This is a genomic window from Sphingobacterium allocomposti, from assembly GCF_008124885.1.
In the GTDB taxonomy this organism is placed as follows: Bacteria; Bacteroidota; Bacteroidia; order Sphingobacteriales; family Sphingobacteriaceae; genus Sphingobacterium; species Sphingobacterium allocomposti.
Genome location: NZ_VNHX01000015.1, coordinates 62,081 through 83,073 on the forward strand (window position 1 = coordinate 62,081; position 20,993 = coordinate 83,073).

19 protein-coding genes are annotated in these 20,993 nt (G+C 46.7%); 8 read left to right on the forward strand and 11 right to left on the reverse strand.

The genetic code is table 11. The features are described 5' to 3' along the window. Positions 1-59: 59 nt before the first annotated feature. Entirely contained in the window at positions 60-650 is a 591-nt protein-coding gene (locus tag BC792_RS11645) for an IS1096 element passenger TnpR family protein (RefSeq protein WP_148909184.1), read from the forward strand. A gap of 242 nt (positions 651-892) precedes the next feature. Further along, a complete protein-coding gene (miaA, locus tag BC792_RS11650) occupies positions 893-1,795 on the forward strand; it encodes a tRNA (adenosine(37)-N6)-dimethylallyltransferase MiaA (RefSeq protein ID WP_148909185.1) in 903 nt (300 codons plus the stop codon). A 577-nt stretch (positions 1,796-2,372) separates the two neighbouring features. Here miaA and BC792_RS11655 read toward each other — a convergent pair. The 4 genes from BC792_RS11655 to recJ form a co-directional block, all read right to left on the reverse strand. Then, positions 2,373-3,440 (reverse strand): branched-chain amino acid aminotransferase, encoded by a 1,068-nt coding sequence (locus BC792_RS11655; protein WP_148909186.1) that lies wholly within the window; start codon positions 3,438-3,440, stop codon positions 2,373-2,375. Positions 3,441-3,510: 70 nt separating this feature from the next. Next, positions 3,511-5,025, reverse strand: a complete 1,515-nt coding sequence (locus BC792_RS11660) for a GH3 auxin-responsive promoter family protein (protein ID WP_148909187.1) — start codon at positions 5,023-5,025, stop codon at positions 3,511-3,513. 24 nt (positions 5,026-5,049) lie between these two features. Next, positions 5,050-5,784 (reverse strand): LPS export ABC transporter ATP-binding protein, encoded by a 735-nt coding sequence (gene lptB / locus BC792_RS11665; RefSeq protein WP_148909188.1) that lies wholly within the window; start codon positions 5,782-5,784, stop codon positions 5,050-5,052. Positions 5,785-5,937: 153 nt separating this feature from the next. Then, positions 5,938-7,632: a single-stranded-DNA-specific exonuclease RecJ gene (gene recJ, locus BC792_RS11670; protein ID WP_148909189.1), complete on the reverse strand. Its 1,695-nt coding sequence runs from the start codon at positions 7,630-7,632 to the stop codon at positions 5,938-5,940. A 59-nt stretch (positions 7,633-7,691) separates the two neighbouring features. Here recJ and BC792_RS11675 point away from each other — a divergent pair, with 59 nt between their 5' ends. Next, on the forward strand, positions 7,692-8,531 hold the full coding sequence (locus tag BC792_RS11675) for an MBL fold metallo-hydrolase (protein WP_246155016.1): 840 nt from the start codon (positions 7,692-7,694) through the stop codon (positions 8,529-8,531). A 255-nt stretch (positions 8,532-8,786) separates the two neighbouring features. On the opposite strand, the gene BC792_RS11680 is transcribed toward BC792_RS11675, so the two are convergent. After that, positions 8,787-9,356 (reverse strand): YceI family protein, encoded by a 570-nt coding sequence (locus BC792_RS11680; RefSeq protein ID WP_148909190.1) that lies wholly within the window; start codon positions 9,354-9,356, stop codon positions 8,787-8,789. A 269-nt stretch (positions 9,357-9,625) separates the two neighbouring features. On the opposite strand from BC792_RS11680, the gene BC792_RS11685 reads away from it, so the two are divergent. Both BC792_RS11685 and BC792_RS11690 read left to right on the forward strand, forming a co-directional pair. Next, complete coding sequence (locus tag BC792_RS11685) at positions 9,626-10,105, forward strand: cation:proton antiporter regulatory subunit (protein WP_148909191.1); 480 nt, start codon at positions 9,626-9,628, stop codon at positions 10,103-10,105. A 4-nt stretch (positions 10,106-10,109) separates the two neighbouring features. Beyond that, positions 10,110-11,378, forward strand: coding sequence for a cation:proton antiporter (locus BC792_RS11690; protein ID WP_148909192.1), 1,269 nt, complete (start codon positions 10,110-10,112; stop codon positions 11,376-11,378). A 6-nt stretch (positions 11,379-11,384) separates the two neighbouring features. Here the strand turns inward: BC792_RS11690 and BC792_RS11695 are convergent, their stop codons facing one another. Further along, complete coding sequence (locus tag BC792_RS11695; RefSeq protein ID WP_148909193.1) at positions 11,385-11,714, reverse strand: metal-sulfur cluster assembly factor; 330 nt, start codon at positions 11,712-11,714, stop codon at positions 11,385-11,387. Then, positions 11,711-12,880 (reverse strand): glycosyltransferase, encoded by a 1,170-nt coding sequence (locus BC792_RS11700; protein WP_148909194.1) that lies wholly within the window; start codon positions 12,878-12,880, stop codon positions 11,711-11,713. The genes BC792_RS11695 and BC792_RS11700 overlap by 4 nt, the downstream gene beginning before the upstream one ends. 123 nt (positions 12,881-13,003) lie before the next feature. Here BC792_RS11700 and BC792_RS11705 point away from each other — a divergent pair, with 123 nt between their 5' ends. Together BC792_RS11705 and BC792_RS11710 are read left to right on the forward strand one after the other, a co-directional pair. Continuing rightward, positions 13,004-13,981 (forward strand): polyprenyl synthetase family protein, encoded by a 978-nt coding sequence (locus BC792_RS11705; RefSeq protein WP_148909195.1) that lies wholly within the window; start codon positions 13,004-13,006, stop codon positions 13,979-13,981. A 100-nt stretch (positions 13,982-14,081) separates the two neighbouring features. Then, positions 14,082-14,855 carry an amidohydrolase gene (locus BC792_RS11710; RefSeq protein WP_148909230.1) on the forward strand — a complete coding sequence of 258 codons (774 nt, stop codon included), beginning with the start codon at positions 14,082-14,084 and terminating at the stop codon, positions 14,853-14,855. Positions 14,856-14,915: 60 nt separating this feature from the next. On the opposite strand, the gene BC792_RS11715 is transcribed toward BC792_RS11710, so the two are convergent. Beyond that, positions 14,916-15,284: a hypothetical protein gene (locus BC792_RS11715; protein ID WP_148909196.1), complete on the reverse strand. Its 369-nt coding sequence runs from the start codon at positions 15,282-15,284 to the stop codon at positions 14,916-14,918. A 101-nt stretch (positions 15,285-15,385) separates the two neighbouring features. Between BC792_RS11715 and BC792_RS11720 the strand changes: the two genes are divergently transcribed. Continuing rightward, complete coding sequence (locus BC792_RS11720) at positions 15,386-15,826, forward strand: MarR family winged helix-turn-helix transcriptional regulator (protein WP_148909197.1); 441 nt, start codon at positions 15,386-15,388, stop codon at positions 15,824-15,826. Positions 15,827-15,963: 137 nt separating this feature from the next. On the opposite strand, the gene BC792_RS11725 is transcribed toward BC792_RS11720, so the two are convergent. The 3 genes from BC792_RS11725 to ccsA form a co-directional block, all read right to left on the reverse strand. Beyond that, on the reverse strand, positions 15,964-17,514 hold the full coding sequence (locus tag BC792_RS11725) for an FMN-binding glutamate synthase family protein (RefSeq protein ID WP_148909198.1): 1,551 nt from the start codon (positions 17,512-17,514) through the stop codon (positions 15,964-15,966). A gap of 207 nt (positions 17,515-17,721) precedes the next feature. Then, the gene (locus BC792_RS11730) at positions 17,722-18,489 is read right to left on the reverse strand and encodes a Rossmann-like and DUF2520 domain-containing protein (protein WP_148909199.1); all 768 of its coding nucleotides are present in this window, start codon (positions 18,487-18,489) and stop codon (positions 17,722-17,724) included. Beyond that, positions 18,486-20,954: a cytochrome c biogenesis protein CcsA gene (gene ccsA, locus BC792_RS11735; protein WP_148909200.1), complete on the reverse strand. Its 2,469-nt coding sequence runs from the start codon at positions 20,952-20,954 to the stop codon at positions 18,486-18,488. Before ccsA ends, BC792_RS11730 begins: the two co-directional genes overlap by 4 nt. Between the last annotated feature and the right edge of the window lie 39 nt (positions 20,955-20,993).

Below are 20,993 nucleotides of genomic sequence, written 5' to 3' on the forward strand. Positions count from 1 at the left end.
TTTTAAAAAATATTGTAAATTTATACTTCTATAGAAACTAAACTATACACATATTAAGAATGGCTATTTACAGATTTCGAGTGACTTTTGAGGATTACGAAGATATATACCGTGAGATCGACATGCCTTCCAGAGGTACCTTTTTGGAACTGCACGAGGCTATCCATCGCTCGACCGGATACCGGTCGGACGTTTCGTCCTCGTTTTACGTGAGTAACGACCAATGGAAAAAAGGAACCGAAATCGCGTTGTTGCCGACAGAACGGAAGATCAGTGATGGTGTGTTGAAGATGGAAGATATCCGTTTGAGTAAGTTTATAGATGATCCCCACCAGAAATTCTACTATGTATACAACTTCGACCGGCCGTATGATTTTCACGTTGAGCTTATCAAAATACTAAAGGAAGAAGAAGGTAAGGAGTATCCGCTGATATCGAAGTCGGTAGGCGAAGCACCTAAAAATATGGGAGCGGCGAATTTTCCATTGTCCAGCGGCGTCGATGATGAGGACGATGAAGACGATGTTCCAACGGATGATACGGAATACGGGGTGGACGAAGAGGAAGAATTCGATATGTTTGACGACGAAGAAGAAGAGAGCGACGAAGAAAGCAAACAGGGATCGAATGGGTTTGAGGACGAATATTAGCAACACCGCGTCGGAAAAAGCCGGACACCGTTGCCACAAGTAAGACACCGTTTTTCCGGTGTTGCAAGGCAACGATCGTCAGGTAAGGTGTCAGCCGGAAGCATAGCCGTCTGCACGCAGATTGTTGTTGGATCTTCTGATGCTTTTAGGTAACCCTCTTTCTAGCATGTGTGCGCCCGCATACAGTGTCATACAACTGCTGGATACTATGACACTGTTACGGACGACTTCTATCTCTTCATATGGACGCAAAGAAAAAAAAACTGATTGTTGTAGTAGGGCCAACCGCCGTGGGGAAGACGGCACTAGCCATTGCCTTAGCCAAACATTACCGTACAGAAATCATCTCTGCAGATTCCAGACAATTTTATAAAGAGATGTCCATCGGTACAGCGAAACCCGACGCTGCCGAGCTGATAGAAGTCAAACACCATTTTATCGACTCCCATTCCATAGAAGAAGAATATTCGGCAGGAGACTTTGAGCGGGATGCGTTGCGCCTATTACATACGCTTTTCAAAGAGCACGACCGGGTAATCATGGTGGGAGGATCCGGGCTCTTTATCCGCGCAGTATGTGAGGGCTTGGACAACCTTCCCAAAGCACCGCCGGCGGTCCGCGAGGCTCTAAACGATACGTTTGCCCGAGAGGGGATTGAGCCGCTGCAGCGTCGCTTGAGCGAGGTGGATCCTGCCTATTACGGTTCGGCAGATATTCGGAATCCCCAACGGGTAATCCGTGCGTTGGAAGTATTTGAAGCGACAGGCCAGCCCTTTTCCTCCTTCCGTATAAAGGCGCAATCCGAAAGGCCTTTTGAATCTATAGCTGTCGGACTCAACATGGAGCGGGAGAGACTCTACGAACGCATTAACCTACGGGTGGATAAGATGATGGAAGCGGGGCTGTTGGACGAAGTACGGACACTGAAAGACTATCGTGATAAACCGGCCCTACTCACTGTTGGATATGCGGAGCTTTTTGATTTTTTGGACGGGAAGCATACTTTGAATGAGGCTGTGACTCAGATAAAGCAAAACTCACGGCGTTATGCCAAACGTCAGATAACATGGTTTAAAAAATACGGTGGAACCACGTGGTTTCAGCCGGACGACATCGAAGGCATCTTAAAGCACATCGAGTCATAAGGTAAAAGTCGTAAAGATGTAAAGTCGTAAAGCGAGAGGCTGATAGCGGATGGCGGATAGCTTATGGCAGATGGCTGTAAGCTGTAAAGTCGTTGAGTTGCTGATTCGTAAAGTTAAGATCTAACTAACCCTTAACTCCTAATTTCTGACTTCTGACTTCTCACTTCTAACTTCTAAAATGTAAAGTCGTTGAGGGAAGCTAATGGCTAATAGCAGATGGCGGATGGCCGTAAGCTGTAAAGTCGTTGAGTTGCTGATTCGTAAAGTTGAGATCTAACTAACCCTTAACTCCTAATTTCTGACTTCTAACTTCTCACTTCTAAAATGTAAAGTCGTTGAGGGAAGCTAATGGCTAATAGCTAATGGCTAATAGCAGATGGCAAATGGCTGTAAGCTGTAAAGTCGTTGAGTTGCTGATTCGTAAAGTTAAGATCTAACTAACCCTTAACTCCTAATTTCTGACTTCTCACTTCTAACTTCTAAAATGTAAAGTCGTTGAGGGAAGCTAATGGCTAATAGCAGATGGCAAATGGCTGTAAGCTATAAGCCAACAGCCATTTGCTAAAATATTCGATGTCTAAACGATAAAGTTCCAGCCAAACGGATCTTCTATTTTTCCGTAACGAAGCTGATTCAGATAATCAAGCACTTTGTTCGAGAAATCGCGGCCTTCAATGGGTGGAAGTTCGTAGTTTTGGCCCTCGAACCCAATCTTTGAAATATGTGTTACTGTGGCTGCGGTTCCTGCTGCAAATGCTTCAGAAACAGCTCCACTCTTTATTCCTTCTATGAGTTCTTGCACAGACACTTTGCGTTGTTCTGCTTTATATCCCCATTTTTCGGCCAGTTCAATGATGGTTCTTCTTGTCACACCATGTAAAATCGTGTCGCCATGCGGCGTAATGATCGTATCACCAATGCGGAATATTAAATTCGCGGTACCAGCTTCTTCAATGTATTTATGCTCTGCCGCATCCGTCCACATAATCTGGTCGTATCCTTCTTCATTAGCTAGCTGCGTGGGATACAGAGATAGCGCATAGTTTCCGGCATTTTTCGAAAATCCCACGCCGCCTTCAGCTGCCCGCGTGTAATAGGTCTCCACTTTTAAGCTGATCGGCTTGCTGTAATACGCGCCCACAGGACAGGTAATAATGACAAATTTATAGGAAGCAGAAGGATGTACTCCCAGTGCGGCTTCGGTCCCAAACATGAAAGGCCTGATATATAAGGACGTCCCTTCCGTCGACGGAACCCAGTTTCGGTCTATGTCCAATAGCGTCTTCAGCCCGCCGATGAAAATTTCTTCAGGAACGTCAGGCATTTGCAAACGTCTGGCCGACTTGTTGAATCGCTCCCAGTTTTTGTCCGGACGGAATATACTGACCGTCCCATCTTCAAATTTGTACCCCTTGATACCTTCAAAGATGGCCTGGCCATAGTGTAATGCGGACATAGAGGGGCTCACGGTCAGGTCTCCATAAGGGACAATGCTGACGTCCGTCCATGCTCCGTTTTCATAGTTAGCTACCAACATATGGTCAGACATCGCCTGCCCAAATTTAAGATTGTTGAAATCGACTTGCGAGAGTCTTGAGTGTTTCGTTGGCTCTACGCGAATGGAAAAGGTATTCGTCTCGCTCATTACTTTGTTAATTAAGAACGTGCAATTTAGAAAAAAGAATCAATAGATTACAAGGATTGTTGTGGTTTTATCAGCCATTCATCAGATGTAGAAGGGCGTCCAGATAGGTTCGGTCGTTGGATAACCGCGGGACTTTATTCTGCCCACCGAGCTTTCCCCGGGATTTCATCCACCGATAGAAAGTGTCTTTACCGGCGATATGTACGATAGGAACTCCGAGCGCCATGTCCTTAAACCGCTTGGCATCGTAGTCGGAATTTATTTCCCTTAGCGTCTTGTCCAGCGTGTCGCAGAATAGCTGTATGTCTGTGGGGAGCCGCTCGAATTCGATGATCCACTCATGGGCGCCCGCTTGTCCCTGACGGAAGTAGACGGGCCCGGCCGTATAGTCCTTTACGATTGCCTGCGTGGTTTTACAGGCGGTGTATAAGGCCTGCTCCGCATTATCTACGATAACTTCTTCCCCAAAGGCATTAATATAATGCTTCGTACGTCCCGAAATCTGAAAACGGTAAGGAGATAACGACGTGAACTTAATCGTGTCGCCGATCTTATAGCGCCAAAGACCGGCATTCGTAGAAATTATCAAAGCATAGTTTTTCCCCAGTTCCACTTCGTCGAGTCCCAACGTCTTGGGATGCTCTTCATGGGCATGTTCCATAGGAAGAAACTCGTAGTAAATGCCGTAGTCGAGCATCAGGAGGAGATCCTCTGAGTCCGACCGGTCCTGTAAGCCGAAATAACCTTCGGATGCATTATAGTTCTCGAGATAGTACATGTTATCCGACGGAATCAGTGCTTTAAACTGCTCGCGGTAGGGTTTGAAACTTACTCCTCCGTGGCCATAGAACTCGAGGTTTGGCCATACTTCCAGAAGGTTATCTTTCCCTGTTATCTCCAGAATTCTCTTGGCCATCACGATATTCCATGTTGGGACACCGGCTAAACTGGTGACATTCTCCTTCACCGTGATCTGCGCAATTTGTTCGATCTTCTCTTCGAAGTTCGGGTTTAAAGTGACCTCAAGGTTGGGCGTCCGCTTAAATTCAGCCCAAAAGGGCAGATTCCGGATAAGAATTGACGATAAGTCGCCATAGTACGAGTCGGGACTAAAATTATTGATCTGCGAAGAGCCGCCGATGACGACGGATTTTCCGGTAAACACCTTGTTATCAGGCTTATTATGGCAATAGATGGACAACATGTCCTTGCCCCCCTGATAGTGGCAATCTTCGAGCGCCTCCATGCTTACAGGTATGAATTTAGAGCGGTCTGCCGTCGTACCCGACGACTTGGCAAACCATTTTATGTCGGACGGCCACACGAGATTCTGCTCGCCCTTAATCATACGATCTACGTAAACTTTGATATCATCGTAGTCCTGAATGGGGACGCGGCTCTTATATTCTGCAGGAGTCAGGATGCTGTTGTAATCGTATTTTTTCCCCCACTCCGTAGCCTCGGCCGTCGATATCAGGCTTTGGAACCATTCCTCCTGTACGTCATGGGGATATTTCATGAAAAGCTCAATTTGATGAATGCGCTTTTTCATAATCCACGTGAAAAGAGAATTGAGTAGTTCCATAGTGTGAAGATGCTATCCCTTAGTTTATAATTTTTTCCTTCTAAGTTCGAAGTGGCGCCCGAGGTAGAATTTACGGGCCAGCTCATTGTCGGCTATTTCTTCCGGCGTACCGGTTAACATAATTTTTCCTTCTGTCAGAAGATACGCCCGGTCCGTTATAGAGAGGGTCTCCTGAACATTGTGGTCAGTGATTAAAACACCTATATTTTTGCGTTTTAATTTGGATACAATGGTTTGAATTTCTTCTACCGCTATGGGGTCGACCCCTGCAAAAGGTTCGTCGAGCAAAATAAAATGCGGATTAGCCGCCAGCGCCCTCGCGATCTCGGTACGTCGCCTTTCTCCCCCAGACAGCAGATCGCCACGGTTCTTCCGGACGCGATGTAAGCTGAACTCCGTAAGCAGCTCCTCTAGTTTTGCCAAACGCTCCTCCTTATTCGGATAATGAATCTCAAGCACGGCAAGGATATTGTTTTCCACCGACAGCTTGCGGAAAACAGAAGCCTCTTGTGCCAAATAACCGATGCCTTTCTGTGCCCGCTGAAACATAGCATCTTGTGTAATCTCCTGATTATCTAAGAAGACATGTCCATCGTTAGGTTTTATAAGGCCCACAATCATGTAAAACGACGTCGTTTTGCCCGCTCCATTCGGGCCAAGTAGTCCTACAATCTCGCCTTGTTCTACATGGAAAGAAACATCGTTAACAACCGTACGCTGTTTATACTTCTTTATTAAATGCTCGGCCTTTAAAATCATGTGCTTCTCTTATCCTTTCTTGACACAAACTTATATAATTTCCTCTATAAATAAACTTTCAATGGCAGAGGACAGCAAAATAAATTCATTTTGACACAGTTCGCAATACCGACCATTCTTCGCGTACAGCTGTACGCCGCAGCAAAAAGCGTATTAAAAACGGATGGCTTTGATATTTAGTTGTAAGTTCCTCTTGCCGCGCCAGTTATTTTCCTCGATGGTGTAGCAGATATCAAAAGCCTGCCCACTGTTTATATAATCGATATAGCTGGAGAGTCCGAAGCCAATACATTCAAAGGCAGCGGAGTCTCCTTGCGTAACCGTTACTTTTATATGATTTGAGCCCACAATGTAGCCGTTACCGCGTACACCTCGCGTCAGCAATATTGGGGCTTCGTTTTGAGGTCCAAAGGGTTCAAATTGCTTGAGGATACGGTAAAACTTTGCGTCAATGCCGCTAAGGCTTATTTCGGTCTCGATGAGCACCTCCTGTTGCAACATTTCCGGTTTAATGCTGTTGCTGACAACCAGTTCAAAGCGCTCCTGAAAAGCAGGGACATTTTCCAGCCGCATAGTCAGTCCCGCAGCATATTTGTGCCCTCCATACTGCTCGAGCAGGTCGCTGCACTCACTTAGCGCCTCGTACAGGTCAAATCCTAGAACCGACCGCGCGGAGCCGGCGATATGCCCGTTGGTCTGCGTCAATATAACAGTAGGTCGATAATATTTTTCTGTAAGCCGGGAAGCCACAATGCCGATCACCCCCTTATGCCAGTCTTCTTTGAACAGCACGGTAGACTTTCGTTGCTTTAAGCGTTCGTCCCCATTAATAATTTCCAGCGCTTCCTCGGTAATCCTGAGGTCGAAGTCCTTCCTGAGATTGTTTTGGTCGTCTACCGTCGCGGAATAGGCTTTCGCCTCTTGCAGCGACTTCGAGATGAGGAGCTTAACAGCATCTCTGGCGTGTTCTATACGGCCGGCAGCATTGATGCGCGGACCAATCTGAAAGACAATGTCGTTGACGGAGAACTGCCCCGTTTTATTGGATGACAGATTGATTAAAGCCTGTAGGCCACAGCTCGGATTCGTATTTAACTTCTTTAAGCCGAAATGTGTAAGAATGCGGTTTTCACCTGTAAGCGGGACAATATCGGAAGCGATGCTCACAGCAACCAGATCCAGATATTGATAGGCAAGCTGTATGTCCATTCCATTTTTTTGGATAAACGCCTGGATCAGCTTAAAGCCGATTCCACATCCGGACAGCTCTTTGTAGGGGTAGGGACAATCGAGGCGCTTCGGATCCAATACTGCAATGGCGTCGGGAATCGTGGCGCCGGGCAGATGATGGTCGCCTATTATAAAGTCGATGTTTTTTGACTTCGCATAGTTGACCTTCTCAATGGCTTTAATTCCACAGTCCAAGGCTATAATGAGGGTAAAACCGTTTTCTGCCGCGTAATCTATTCCTTTGGTGGAGATGCCATATCCTTCCAGATAACGGTCCGGAATATAAAACTCCAGTCCGGAGTGAAAATCGCGGAAGAAACTGTAGACAACAGATACGGCCGTGGTTCCATCCACGTCGTAGTCGCCATAAATTAGAATCTTCTCCTTGTTGCCGATGGCGCGCTCAATACGGGTAATCGCTTTATCCATGTCCCGCATCAAAAAGGGGTCATGAAGCATCTCCAGCGTAGGGCGGAAAAAACGTTTTGCCTGCTCGAAAGTACTGATGTTCCGGTTTAAGAGCAAGTCTGCAATAACAGGATTTATCCCCAGTTCATTGCGCAGTTTGTCGATCTTTTTAACATCATTTTTCGGCTTTACGACCCACCTTTTTTGCATATCTTTGCACGTGTAATAACGTGTAAATATACGTTTTGTAAATTGGTTTACCTAATGTAATGTCGAGGTCGGATAGCGAAGATCTTGTGAATTACATACTTATAGTGGAAATAAAAATGGTTCAGGCATATTCTCTATATGAGGGGTCGTTCTCTGTTGATGCATCAAAAGCATTCGTTCCTTTCGATCCAAAAAAGGATGATCCGACACAACGGAAAGGATCTATTTTTGTACATGTTCACCCGTTTTTGATTGTAGGGGACGATGGTTTAATTTTGTGTGATACGGGACTGGGGTTCCGCCATGGGGAGGAGCTGCTGATACACCATAACATACGCAAACGGGGCTTCGATCCGGCAGATGTGCGATATGTCTTGATGTCGCACCTGCACAAAGATCATGCGGGCGGCATGGTCGATTTTAGCGACGGTAGCGCAAGGGTCGCTTTTCCAAATGCTGAATACATTATACAACGGGGCGAATGGGAGCACGCGTTTAGCGGCGAAAGCTCGTCCTATCGAACAGAAATATTCGATGTGTTACAACGTAGTGGAAACCTGCTGCTTGTTGAGGGTGAAGGGGCCGTAAACAAGCAGATCTCATACGTCTTGAACGGTGCTCATACACCGTATCATCAAGCATTCCACATCCGCTGCGGCGGCGAACATTATTTCTTCGGCGGCGACGTACTTCCCGAGCCGGAAGAGATCTTCAAAAATTTTATTGCCAAGTATGACTACGACGGGCGTTTGGCGAGAGATCTGCGTCAGCAGTATTGGGTTGAGGGCCGCGAAGACGGATGGATTTATCTTTTCTATCACTCCAAAAGTATTGCTATAGGGCGTGGGGAGCAACGGGCGGACGGTACGCATAAAGTTGTAGACGTCGGGCAAGTATGAGGTTATAAATCTGAAGTCGACTAAAAGGACCCCGTAGCGGTCGGATGTCTACGGTATAAAGGACGAATAGCGCGCAATTTTCCAAAATGGCTGGGGATGACAGCAAAAAAGAAGGCTTTTAGATGCATTCTTACAACGCCAGATCCCAAAAAGATGGCGATCGGATTCCCATGCACAGGTGGAGGTGCGCAGTCCTCCATTTGTCTCGCACCTCGCATCTCTTCCCTCCACTGGGATCGTCCTCTGCTCCTGCGGCTATCGTGCTCCTTTTAGCAAGATGTTCAGCGTAAACTCGTCGTCGATAGCGCGGTCGCCGAGGCCCGAAAAGATACTTGCCGAGCGATATTTAATGTCAAAGTCGAGCCTGTTCACTTTGACCTGCGCTTCGGCCTCGAGCGTCTTGTCGGTTAATGACACGACCCTAGCAGGAAATGAAATGGGTTTCGTGATGTTCTTTATCGTCAGGTTGCCGGTAATCGTCGGAACGGCTTGCTTATAGTCGACACGAGTGATAACAAACGTAGCTTTTGGGTAAGTGGAGACATCAAAGAAGTCCTCGTTTTTTAGGTGTCCCGCGACTTTCGGTGCGTCGGTACATACCAAAGATTCCATGTCGACAGTGAATTCTCCTCCGACAATTTTGCCTTTTTCCACTTGGATTGTTCCCTGTTGCAGTAGGATAGTGCCCTCGTGGCCTCCAACTACTTTCTTCGCAGCCCACGTTAGGGACGTCGTTTTAGTGTCTACGGTATAGGTGGCCTTTTGCGCAAGCACGGCCGTCGCCGAAACGATCAGTAATAGAAACAGTAAGCTTGTTCTTTTCATTTTATATTGGATAGTGTATACACAAAGATAATCCTTGCGACGGGATTAAGGCTAGGCGGTAAGCAAGTTTTTGTAAATATTTTTCAGTAATTTCGGCTATAAAAAGGGTTCGCCGACGGGAGGCGGATGGAAGGCGGATGTAACGAGCTCTTTCGCGAATTACCCATAGTTTTTATATTACGGTGTTTGTGAATTCGGCGCATTTTATTTAGGTTTGTATAACAACACATTGCGTATTTACGCAACATACGAAATCAAAAAGAATTGCTATGTCTATAGTTAGAGAAAGTGACTTGATTGGTATTGGGAAAAAATATCAAATCGAGACCGAAGCGGGCGATAACATGGTGGTCGTGATCCATGACGATGGAAAGCGGGAGTTGTATCGATCTGAAGATGATGACAGCGAAACCCACTGTGTCATGACACTTTCGGATGAAGAGTCCCGTCAGGTTGCGGGCATTATCGGCGGGTTATCTTATAAACCCAAAGCGCTCGAGACCATTGAATTCGCGTTGGACGATTTGCGCATTGAATGGTATAAAGTCGGCGAGTCGAATGACGGAGTAAACAAGAGTATCGGCGAATTGGGTGTTCGGCAGCGGACGGGGGCGTCGATTATTGCCGCAATCCGCGAAGAGGAGACCCTTATTAACCCAGGGCCGGAATACGTGATTAAGCCGGGGACAACACTGGTGGTGGCCGGTAAAAAAGCAAATATAAAGTTGTTAAAGGAAATATTAATTTAAGCTTATGTTATCACCAACCTTGGTATTGGAAGTCGGAATCGCGGTGTTTTTGGTCGCGTCGGTGGGCCTATTGGCGGACCGGTTACGGTTTTCTGTAATTCCTTTTTTCATTATTATAGGCATGGTGTTAGGACAACATGCACCACAGTTCGGCCTTGTCGATCTGACGTTCGCCGAAAGTAAGCCGTTTATCGATTTCATGGGGCGGCTGGGCGTACTTTTTCTCTTGTTTTATCTAGGTCTGGAGTTCTCTGTTGGGAGGCTGATGAAGTCAGGGAAATCGATCGTCACCGGCGGATCTATCTATGTCTTGCTGAATTTCCTTGCAGGGCTGCTCATAGGGTGGCTGATGGATATGCCGTTCAAGGAGAAGATGGTGCTGTGTGGCGTGATGACCAGCTCTTCTACCGCAATTGTCGCAAAGGTACTCACGGACCTGAAGCGGACAGCAAATCCCGAGACCGAGATCATTATGGGAATGATCATGTTCGACGATCTCTTCATAGCGATGCATATCTCGTTCCTCTCCGGACTGATCCTGACAGGGGGATCATCGTTTTGGTCGGTCGCAGGGACCTCTTTGCTGGCATTGGGATTTATTTTAGCTTTCCTCGTGCTGGGAAGGAAGTTGGTGCCGTCTATCGACCGGCTGCTGCAGGATAAGTCGTCCGAGCTTTTTATCTTGGTCGTATTTAGTTTACTGTTTATTATAGCTGGGTTTTCGGAGACCATCCACGTAGCCGAAGCCATCGGCGCGCTGATGGCAGGACTGGTGTTTGCCGATTCGAAGTATATCAAAAAGATCGAAGGAATGATATCTCCTTATCGGGATTTTTTCGGTGCTATGTTTTTCTTCAGCTTTGGCCTTTCCATCGATATGTATACCCTCGGCGGAGCTGTAGGCTGGGCAGCGTTGGCAGCGTTGGTTACCATACTTGGTAACGTTGCCTCCGGTTATTTTGCGGCGAGGTTTTCGGGAAGAAAGCCCAAATCTTCCTTTGATATAGGATTCACGCTCTCGGCACGGGGCGAATTTTCCATTATTATGGCCAACATCGGTAAGGCCGGAGGGCTGCTGCCGGTCGTACAATCGTTCGTTGTTGTCTACGTATTGATCCTTTCGGTGGTTTCGCCCTTGCTAACTAAGGAGTCCAGAAATCTCTGGAACGCGTTGTTTGGAAAGAACGACGCCGCCACCAAACCGAAAAAGACGTTGGCACAATTGGAAGAGTCGGTCAAATTAAAGTCCGAAATAAAAAGTGAAGAACAATAGCGGCCTTTATAAAAAGCCGAGTTCCAACTTCGCTTCTTCGCTCATCATGTCTTTTGTCCAGGGCGGGTCAAAGGTAAGCTCTACCAGAGCCTCCTTTATACCGGCTATGCTGCCGACCTTTTCTTGTACCTCGTTCATGATCTCCCCTGCGACCGGACAGCCCGGCGCCGTTAACGTCATGACGATTTTAGCCGTACCATCTTCTTTCGTGATGATCTCGTAAACGAGACCAAGGTCGACGATATTCGCAGGCCTTAGTTCCGGGTCATAAACGGTTTCCAGTTGTGCCTGAATCTCTTTGGCGAGATTTAGCTTATCCATGATTATGATACTCATTGCGCTTGTCTTTTCTTTGTGTGTATTGCCTCTTCGTAGATAGCTACCAAACGATCCATATTTTTTTCCAGTGTGTAGTGTCGTTTATAAGCAGCTATACAATTTTCTGCTATTCCTTTTTTCGCCTCTGATCCCAAGTCTGCCCATGCCGTCACGGTTGCCCGGATATGGCTTTGGTCAAAAGGATCGAAATGCATTCCTGTATGTAAAGGTACGACCATTTCAGCTAAAATACCAATGTTGCTCGCTAATACAGGCGTTCCTTGTGCAAATGCTTCGATCACGGTCATGGGCATCCCTTCGTAACATATCGAAGGTACAATGAGTGCGCTGGCCTTGCTGATGGCCAAGCTCAATACCTCCGGTGGTTGGAAACCATGATAATGTATGCGTCCATTCTGCTTCGACATCGCCTCTACAAAATCCTGCAAGGGCCCCGTTCCGTACACCTCAATAGTGAACGGAAGGTCGGCAAAAGCGGCTAGGAGAGGCGCGATACCTTTTTCTTCCGACAGACGGCCTATATATAGGAATCTGTCCGTTCTTTTTTCCTGTCTTGGGTAGGCATCCAACGCATTGGGCCGCACAGCGAATTTACCGGACGGCGCGGGGAAGCTTGATTTTTGGAACATCGACTTCGCGAATGTTGATAGCACAATGAAGCGGGAGATTCTATCCCACGTCCCCAGCTTTCGGTGAACCCAATACGTAAAGCCCGTTAAAAAAGTTTTTAATATAGACCCATCCAGCGCCCCTAGCCGTACAGCTGTCCATGGAAAGTCTTCATCTAAACTGGCCGTAAAAATAGAGCCGCGAAAGAACAGACTGGCAGAGGGACATAATAGACGGAAATTGTGCAGCGTTTGGACAATCGGTATGCCCATCTTGGCCAATGGACGGATAAACCATGGTCCTATAGCGTAATGCAGGTTATGGATGTGGACCACGTCGGGCTTAAACTCCCGTGCGGCAGCAGCTATTTTCCGGCTGACAAAAAAATTGAATGGATAGGTCAGGAACTGCATCATCCCCTTCAAACCTCGTTTGTTTTCCCGTGTGAAGATGTGGACGTCGTGATGCTTCGAAAGCTCGGCAACCTCCTGACGGAAAACAACGTCTTCTCCTCCGGCATGTTGATAGAAATTGTGTATAATAAAAACGCGCATGAAACTGGTGTTTTTGTAAAGATACTATTTCTGAAGTAAAGCGTGTTGCCGTAAAAGATCGGATTTGGCGCCTCTTGGCGTAGAACGATTATAATCCTTATCTTCGCGTATCATTTTTAAGTTATGTTTCAAGAATTAGCGTACGCAAAAGTCTTTCAGGAGTATTTAGAAGCCAGGAATCTTCCCCATAGCCCAAGTAATCTGTACGATCCTATCCGATATATTATGTCGCTGTCGGGTAAGCGGATCCGGCCGTTACTGGTCCTGATGGGCGCCGAGCTGTTCCGTGAAGACGCGGTTACATCGGCATTGCCGGCCAGCGTAGCTATAGAGTATTTTCACAATTTCTCATTAATTCACGATGATATAATGGACAAGGCTCCTCTGCGCAGAGGACGTCCCACGGTACATCAGCAGTGGGACGACAGTGTGGCTATACTTTCGGGCGACGCTCTTCTGGTGAAGGCCTACGAAGAGCTTGCCAAATGCCCGCCGGATAAGATCCCTGCATTGCTCCAGATCTTTAATAAAACGGCACTTGAAGTTTGCGAGGGGCAGCAATACGACATGGACTTTGAAAAGCGATGGGAAGTCAGCGAGACGGAGTATATCGATATGATACGTCTTAAAACTTCCGTGTTGCTGGGTGGAGCGCTGCAAATGGGCGCAATCATTGCGGACGCAGACCGGGAAGCGCAGTCGTTGATCTACGAGTTTGGAGTGAACCTCGGTATCGCTTTTCAATTGCAGGACGATATTCTGGACGTTTATGGAGATCCCGAAACCTTTGGAAAGCAAGTAGGAGGTGATATCCTCGCAAACAAAAAGACTATTCTGTATATCAAGCTCCACGAACTTATCCTTGGTGATGACCGTAGAAAACTTGAACATCTATTGGCGGATGACGGAGAGATTAAGCCGCAAAAAGTGGAAAAAATGAAGGCGCTGTACGCTAAATATGATATTCAAGCGTTAGCAATATATCAAAAGGAGAAATTTACGACTATTGCTTACGACAAGCTAAAGGCAATCCGGCTCGAAGAAGAGAGAAAACAGTCTCTTTTTTCGTTAGCCGATGCATTGATGAACCGTGTTCAGTAGGAATATCTTGTCAAGAATTGATTAAGTACTAGTTTTTTGTTAATTTGTCCACACATCAATTTTAAAAAACAATTTAATTCAGCGATTGGGAATGGGAGATATGGAGCCGATAAAGATTACAGTATTCCAGGCATACTTATTTTGGGAAAACGTAGAGAAAAATTTGAATAATCTTTCCTTGCGTCTGTCCGGACTAAAGGAAAAAACGGATTTGATCCTATTGCCCGAAATGTTCAACACGGGGTTTACTACGCACGTTGAGAAATGTGCGGAAACAATGAATGGCCGGACTATGCATTGGATGTATGAACATGCCAAAGCCTACGGCTGTGTCGTGGCGGGCTCTTTAATTATCGAAGAAGACGGACATTATTACAACCGCTTTGTCTGGATGTCGCCTGATGGCAGTTTTGTCCATTACGACAAACGACATCTTTTTGGGATGGCCAACGAAGATAAGGTCTTCACTCCCGGAAAGTCGCGGATTGTATTGGAATTAAAAGGTTGGAAGGTGTGTCCGATGATATGCTACGATTTGCGTTTTCCTGTGTGGTCACGCAATCTAGGAGGGGCATACGACCTTTTGGTGTATACGGCAAGCTGGCCGGATAAACGTTCTGCACATTGGCGTGCACTCATTCCGGCCCGGGCTATAGAAAATCAGGCGTATGTTATTGGCGTAAACCGCGTTGGATACGACGGAAATGAGATTTACTACTCTGGCGGATCCATGTGTATCTCCCCAATGGGCGACGTCGTTTACTATAAGCCGGAAGATGAAGACCTTTACACATTTACCATTCATCCTGCCGAACTGCTTAAAGCAAGGGAGAACTTTCCTTTCTTAAAGGATGCCGACCACTTTTCCATGTAACAAAGACGTGTAGATGGCAACGGCTTTTAGCATCCGAAAACCGGCCGGAACAAAGCGAAGCTAAAACTGGGGACGGTTTAAAATGGCCGACTGGATGATAGCCTGACGTAAATCGAACGCCGGCTGGGCTGCCGTGCCCTCCTCGGGCTCCAATGGCTTGACCGCTGGTATTTCCTGTAGCCTTTTCTTTCTTTTTCCCCTTTCCTTCCATACTTCTTGTGGTACTTCTGCTTGTTCTGCGCGTCTAGCTACCGGGTCGGGAAGAGGTGCGGATGGACGGGACGGCGCAGGTTGTTGTGCGACCGCGCGTTCAGGAGTTGGAACATTCGGCCGTCTCTGGCGCGCTTTCTCCTGCTCCTTTTGAAATTCGGTGTATATTTTATAAACGATACCACCAATAATCAATAACGCCGGTAAGAAGTTTTCCATATCCGTAAATTTAGCAAAAAACGTGAAAAATCAAATTTTATTTGTATTATATACCGTTTTTTATTTTGTTTGTATAAACAACTAACCTAAATATTACCAATATGGCTACAAATTTTGAATATGCCGACGAGTTTTTTTCATTCCTAACGGGGAAGGCAACAGCTGCCTTGGCGAGAAGATTACAGCGAAATTTAAAGGAAGAAGGAATCAGCATAACGTCTGAACAATGGTCCCTTTTGTATTATCTTTGGATCGAGGAAGGGCGTACCCAACAGGAGCTTGCGTGCCTGACGTTTCGCGACAAACCGAGCGTTTCACGATTAATAAATAATTTGGAGAAGCTCAAGCTTGTCATGCGTGTTAACGATAAACAAGATAAGCGTTCTAATCTTATTTTTTTGACGAAGCAGGGGCGGCAGCTTCGGGAAGGGTGTCTGCGGCAGGCAAGACGTACAATTGACCAGGCGTTAGAAGGCTTGGACTACCAGGAAATGGTCAGGGCAAAAAACACACTGGAAGTTCTATATAGTAACCTGAAATAGATAGCTGATGGCAGATGGCAGATAGCTGATGGCGGATAGCTTAGAGCCATTAGCTGATAGCTGATAGCGAATAGCTTATAGCCATTAGCAGATAGCAAATAGCTTAGAGCCAATAGCCATCAGCCATTGGCTTATTATTATATTTCCTGAGGTTCAAAAGCACTGTGGCTATTAACCAGCTTGCCCGTATCCTTAAAATAGATTTCCTGGAAACTAAGCGTGTTCACGTTGTCAACTTTTCGGAAAAACTTGTCAGCCGACACGTCATCTAATGTTTTAAATCCACAAGCTTCCATGATCTCTACGGTAGCACGTAACGTGTTCCGGTGAAATTGTGCCACGCGGATATATTTGTCCTGTACGTCGAGCGCCTTATACAAATGGGGGCGCTGTGTGGCGACACCGACGGGGCATACATCCTCGTTGCATTTCAGGGCCTGAATACATCCTAAGGCAAACATCATACCGCGCGCACTGTAACAGGCGTCAGCGCCTAGGGCAATGACTTTCAACAGGTCAAAACCGGTGACGATCCTACTGGATACGATCAATTTGATATGTTTTTTGACTCCAAACTTAATTAAAGTGGTAGTTACAAAAGAAAGCGCATCGTATAACGGCATGCCGATGTTATCGGTAAACTCGAGCGGCGCAGCACCAGTACCGCCTTCGGACCCGTCTATCGCAATGAAGTCCGGAAATATCTGCGTGGTTAACATGGCATGACAGATGTCGATAAACTCTTGCTTGTCGCCGATACATATTTTAAATCCGACAGGCTTATATCCCGACAGCTCACGAAGCTTCTGGATAAAATGCATCATCTCCTCGGGCGAATGGAATGCGCTATGTGCAGGTGGCGACATGACATCGGTACCGGGGACGACGTGACGTATTGCAGCGACCTCAGGGGTATTCTTTGCGGCAGGAAGAATACCTCCGTGCCCGGGCTTGGCGCCTTGGGAAAGCTTAAGCTCGATCATCTTCACATACGGCCGTGTGGCCTTCTCAGCGAATAGCTCCGCATCAAACATCCCCATTTCATTGCGGCATCCGAAGTACCCCGTACCGATCTGCCAAATAAGATCTCCTCCATTTATATGATAAGGACTAATTCCACCTTCACCCGTATTATGGGCAAAATTTTGCAGGGCAGCCCCCTTGTTGAGCGCAGTGATCGCGGTTTTACTTAACGCACCGTAGCTCATTGCAGATATATTGAATACGCTGAGGCTGTACGGCTGCTTACAAAGGTGATTTCCAACGGTCGTCCGAAGGTCATGATTTTCAATGTGGCAGGGAAATACCGAATGGGCAACCCATTCATTGCCTACGGCCTGTGGATCGGATTGCATACCGAAGGCTACGGTCTCCCGTTCGTTCTTGGCCCGTTGGTACACAATCGAACGCTGACGTCTGTTAAAGGGACGACCATCCGTATCGGACTCCCAGAAATACTGTCGCATTTCGGGACGGATACTCTCGAAAAAAAAGCGGAAATAACCCAAAATAGGGTAGTTACGCAGAATCGCATGTTTTGTTTGGACACTGTTGTAAAAGGCCAGAATCATCAGCGGAAATGGTATAAGAAGTAACCAGAACCAACGTGGTGTAAAGATAATGCCAAAAGAGATGATGATCAGGTTGATGATAACTATTGTCGCGAGAATTAGTTTTCTAACTGCCATGATGATATGTAAAAATACTGTTTATTTCAGGATTCAGAGGCCATAAGCCTTTATAAGCTAGCAAAAGGCGAGCCATTCAAAAGGGGGACGTGTGTAGAAGGTCTTATAACCATAACCGTGTAGTTTGTACAAAATTAGAAACTTATCGGTGTAATCGGAAGAAAGAACGAAATCCGGTGACGATTTATTTTTTTAACAAGAAATTCGCTAGGATTCTTTTGTTCTTGTTATTTCTTCGGTGAGTTGTTGATATATTTTGAGCCAAAGCGGATTTTCGCTAAGAAACTGCAAATGCTTTTCTATAGTTTCGTAGTCGCCCCGCACGGCGGGTCCGGTTTGCACCTCATGGGGAAGATGGTGCTGTATCTTCAGCGCCGTATCAACGATTATGGGTTTGAGTAGGTCAAAAGACAGTTTATGCGCCGTCAGGATGTTGTAGCTTATACCATATAGCGCATTTGTAAAGTTATTCGCAAATACAGCCGCCGTATGCAATGCCAGCCTTTGGCGGCTGTCGCATAGAAAAGCTTGTGACGAGAGGGTTTGCGCAAGTCGAAGTAATAGAGCCGTGGTGCCGGCGTCGTTACCTTCTACGCCGAACGGAATTTGGTCTATGCGTACCTCACTATGTTTGTGCATACTTTGTGGCGGGTATATCACGCCAAAAGCCGTAAATCGGCTTAAAAGGGATATATCGGTTGCTCCCGAACAATGCACGACAATGCCTTTTAGCGAGGACGGAAGCTGCTGGGCAACATGAGCAATAGCGTGATCGGCAACGGCGAGGATATACAGGTCAGCTGTCTGGTCCATATCCCCCAGCGCCGTAATAGGAGAGCTTTCCAACAGGGAGGCCAATGCTATTGCATTGACCTGATTTCTACTAAATACCTGTAAGACGCGATGTCCCAGGCCGTGGAATGCTCTCCCGAGATGTGTTGCTATGTTTCCGCTGCCTAGAAGAACGATGTTCATGATCTTACTTTTCGCTTGGCAATCCGCGAATCCTTAACTCGACGGTAGATCGCCATGATAAAACCGATCGTCATAATTATCGTTCCTGCCCAGAAGAAATTGATATACGGAAACTTGATAGCCTTGAAAACCACCCATTTTTTTTCGGGAAGCGGCTTTTGGTAGAGCATGATTTCCAATTTATCTTCTTTTGGCAAAATGTTGGTGAAGCGGAAGCGCAGCCCTTGTTCACTGACATCTTTGTTGAAGTCGTAGGTGTGGCCATCTTTAATCAGGAATATCGGTTCCACATTATATGTCTTGCCGTCTGCCGACACGACCTTGATTTTCAGGCCGACGATCAGGTCTTCGGGACCTTTCGGGATATTGTTTAGCGTTGCGTTTTTGTTGACACCTTCGACGACATAAAATCCGTTCCGATAACGGAGGGTATCACCTATACTCACTTGATAAGTTGCCGGTTCGTCGTAGTCTTCGTAACCCGTTTTTTCCTCTTCAGGGATATGGGCTGCCTTAGCTTGGGAGTCAGAAGCTGCAGCTGTAATAAGGGTGTAAATATCATGGGTCAGGTAGTGCCGTGTGGCCGGTGTACCTATTAAACCACCCATGTCGGGGTTGTTTTGGGCAAACGGACTAAGTACAAAGGATTCCGTTATCTTGCCAGTCTCTTCGTCGACCCGTTCATATTTTATTTTGTAATATACGTTAGGTGGTGCTACGCTGTCGCCTATATAGGTTATGCGGTAGTCGCCCATCTGTACAGGCTCCCCTTCTGTCAAGAACAGGTTTTCCCCAGATTTTTCAACTTGATCGAAACCTGCGACCTGAATATATCCTGAGTTATTTATGGAGATAACCTCGTTTGTAGCGGCGGCAATCAGCGCTCCTAGGAGTAATAACGCAAATCCGATATGCGATACCGCCGAGCCGGCCAGGCGCCACTTACCCTTTAACGCATCGCCCAAAATGCGGATATTGGCCAGTAGGCAGAAGGTACACGTCAATGTGAGCAGGATATACATGGCATTGCTGTATATCTTTGTGAAGTATACGATGGCCGCCGTCAAAAGCAGGGCAATGACCAACGAAGCGAGCGTAGAGGCCCAAAACTTGCGGGAATCTGTTTTTTTGTATTTAAGAAATTGTGTGAAGGCGGTTAGCAGCATCACCACTACGGCAAACGCACCCTGCCACTTGTTGTAGTGCGGTATCGGGTCGACCGGCGGCGCGACATTTGTGCCGAAAAGCGCATTAAAAACCGGGATTGACGTCGTGGCAATCATCTGCACACACGCTACGGTCAACACGAGTCCTCCGATAAATAGCCAGAACTCGCGCGAGTAGATATCTTCTTCCTGTTTCGAAGAAGGCATCTCCCTGTACCGCCATACCAGCAGCCCGATCATCACGGCCAGAAATGTAAGGTTAAAAACAATAAGCTGTCCCGACATGCCCAAACTCGTAAAGGAGTGCACGGACGTTTCACCAAGGATGCCACTTCTTGTCAGATAGGAGGCGTAGATCACCAAAACAAAGCTGATCAAAGCAAGAAAAGTAGCCGTGAAGAAACCATGTCCGGAATTCTTGTAGGCAAGCATGACGTGCACCGCCGCTATCAGTGTCAGCCAAGGAATGATAGACACGTTTTCCACGGGATCCCATGCCCAGAAGCCGCCGAAGTTCAGCGCCTCATATGCCCAGAATGACCCCATGATGATGCCCGCCCCCAAGATCATGACAGCGAAAAGCGACCACGGCAATCCGGGAGTCATCCACTCTTTGTACCGCTTTGTCCAGAGCCCTGCTCCAGCGTAGGCGAAAGGTACAATCATAGAGGCGAAGCCTAGAAACAGGGTAGGCGGGTGTATGACCATCCAGTAGTTTTGTAGTAAGGCATTTAATCCGCTACCGTCGGCAATCATCGAAAGGTAGTTGGGATCTTTGAAAATCGGTGCATTCAGCGCGTCTCTCAGGAGGATGAAGGGAGAACTGCCGACGCGGCTTCCGAAGATCTCCACGCCGATAAGCATAGAACCTAGGAAAGTTTGGCAGAGCATAACAAAAGTCATCACTGGAGATTCCCAGCTTTTGGCTTTAAAGAGTAGTATTCCGCCTAGCACGGCCTGCCAGAACATCCATAACCAAAAGCTACCTTCTTGCCCTTCCCAAAAAGAAGAAATGATATAATGGGTGGGCAAGGTTCTGGACGAATGGGACCAAGCGTAGTGATATTCAAAAAGATGGTTGTATATAATATAGAATAACAGCGATCCGATACACACGACGGAAACGGCGTTCAGCCAAAATCCCAGCCGGCCAAGCGTCTTCCAGGATTTAATCTCCGGCTCCCGTGTCGAAAAGAAATAACTGATAAAAGATAAGAGTGCCGCCCCAAAGGAAAGTATAACAAAAAACTGCCCGATTTTCCCCGGCAGGAGGTTTTCACCAACGTAGTTAACGTCCATGTATGATAAATTAAAAAATCAAAGTAAAAGTCAACAAAC